At 61.9% G+C, this 2039-nt stretch carries 2 pseudogenes; both read right to left on the minus strand.

The annotated features are described in order from the left end of the window. A pseudogene (locus AAAU26_RS00190) lies at positions 1 to 419 on the minus strand (hypothetical protein); the annotation flags it as partial. 25 nt (positions 420 to 444) lie between these two features. Further along, positions 445 to 2039, minus strand: a pseudogene (locus tag AAAU26_RS00195) (hypothetical protein); the annotation flags it as partial.

A 2039-nucleotide genomic window follows, 5' to 3' on the forward strand; every position in this document is an offset into this window, starting at 1 on the left:
AGCTCGATGGCGGCATCGTGGTCACCCTGCACGGTGACGGCGGCTTTGCCCGCATCGACTGGGCTGTCACCGCTGCCATCCACCTCGGTCTTGCTGCTGCCATCCACCTCGGTCTTGCCGCTGACGTCAATTTTCAGGTCGTCGAAGGTGACGTCCACGTTGCCCTCGGAGGTGTCGATGGTGACGGTGTTCTTATCCGACTCGCCGGTGATGACGGTCTCCCCCTCATCCTTCTCGAAATCCTTTTCACCCTGCTTGACATTGTTATAGTTTCCGCTTTCATCGCTCGCACCTTTGACCGTAATGTCGCCGTCGGCGATGTTCCATGTTTTCGCATAGGCCGGGATGCCGGAGCTCACCACGATGCCCGCGATGACGGCGGCGGCCACGCCCCGCCGGAGTGCGCTCTTCAGTCTCATCGTACATCTCCTTTCGTTCTGTGTATCATGCAATGCCGTCGCTGCGGCTCAGGCTCTCCTTTGAGATGCTTATTTCTTTGGGCTGCCCCAAGTCCTCCGGTATCCAGAGCTTTATCTCACCCTGGGTATCCGGCAGGTCGTCCCAGTCGTCACCACGGTCGGTATAGCTCCGCAGGTCACTCTCCAACAGATTGGTATACTTTTTGGGTTCCGTGCGAGGGGGGTAGACCAGAAAGAGCAGTGGCTTCTTATCCTCCTCGGGAGCGATGGCCTCAAATCGGGAAGCCAGCTGTTTCAGGGACTCCTCAAGCCCGATTCTCGGCGTTTCCTCTCTCGCAGGCTCGAGCCACCAATCCAAACTCGGGCGGTCGTCCCTTTTTTTCGCGAGTTGGAAGTCCATCATCTCCCGCTCTTGTTTCAGTAATTCGTCGAGTTCACGTCTGAGCTCTTCACTCGTTTTTTGCTCTACCGTTTCCTCTCTCTCAGGCTCGAGCCACCAATCCAAACTCGGGCGGTCGTCCCTTTTTTTCGCGAGTTCGTGGGTCAATATCAGCCACTCCTGCGGCTCTGGCGTCTGCACCGGCACCCACTCCAGATAGCGCTCTGACAGGTCGTCCCGCGTTTCGCCGTCCAGCCGGAGGCTGATGTCCTCCCTGTTCTGCTTCAGCTCCACGTCAGCGTCCTCGCCCGCCGCGTCGGCCATCTTGTCCACGCTATAGTGGGTCATGGTGTCCTCATAGCGGAAGAAGATGTCCTCCACGCCGTCCTCCCGGAGACTGGAGATGTCGGTGGTGACGGTGGAGCGGGGAGCGGCGCTCTCAATAAGCACCACACCCCCCGGGGTGAGGACCTCTCCGGCGTCGCCGGCCTTTAAGCTGCCGGGCATGGGGTCGGTGCTCTCAATAATGGCCAAAGCAGAATCCCACCGCTGGATGGTGACCCGGCTGGAAAAGAAGCCGCCCACCACCATGCCGCCGGGCAGGGGTTCGGGGGCGTTCTCCTGCACCGGGGGCGGGACGTCATCATCATCGTCGTCCTCGTCGTCGTCCGGCTGGGGCTTGGGGGTGGAGGTGTAGTCGTAGCCCATCCCCTCCATCACGGTGCCGTCCGCGTTCAGACGGGTCAGCCGTCCTCCCGTCACCTTATGTTCATCGTCAGAAAGGTTCTCCGTGGGTACTTCGCCGTAGCTGCCGCCGATGGCCGGGGCCTTGGCGTCCGTCATCTGGCTTCCCGCCTTGGCCGTCACCTCGGCGTCGCCGCAGATGTAGAGGTCTCCCGGGTTCGGGTCGTCGGTGTCGTCCGACGCGCGGCCTGCACCGTCGCCGATGCCTGCCGCGTTGCTCCCGCCCACAGCCTCGATGGTGCCGCCCCGGATGGTGATGTTGCTGCCGGTGCTCTCGATGCCTCCGCCGATGCCTGCGCCGCCGAAGCCGCCCTCGGCGGTGAGGGAGCCGTCCTTGCCCTTGTCGTCCTTGATGGTCAGAGTGCCTTTCGACTCGTGTTCGTTCTTCTCAAGACCCGCATTATAGCCGCCGCTCTTCAGCTCGTTGTCGCCGTCCAGCTCGATGGCGGCATCGTGGTCACCCTGCACGGTGACGGCGGCTTTGCCCGCATCGACTG

The organism is Faecalibacterium longum (genome assembly GCF_040094125.1).
Classification (GTDB): domain Bacteria; phylum Bacillota; class Clostridia; order Oscillospirales; family Ruminococcaceae; genus Faecalibacterium; species Faecalibacterium longum.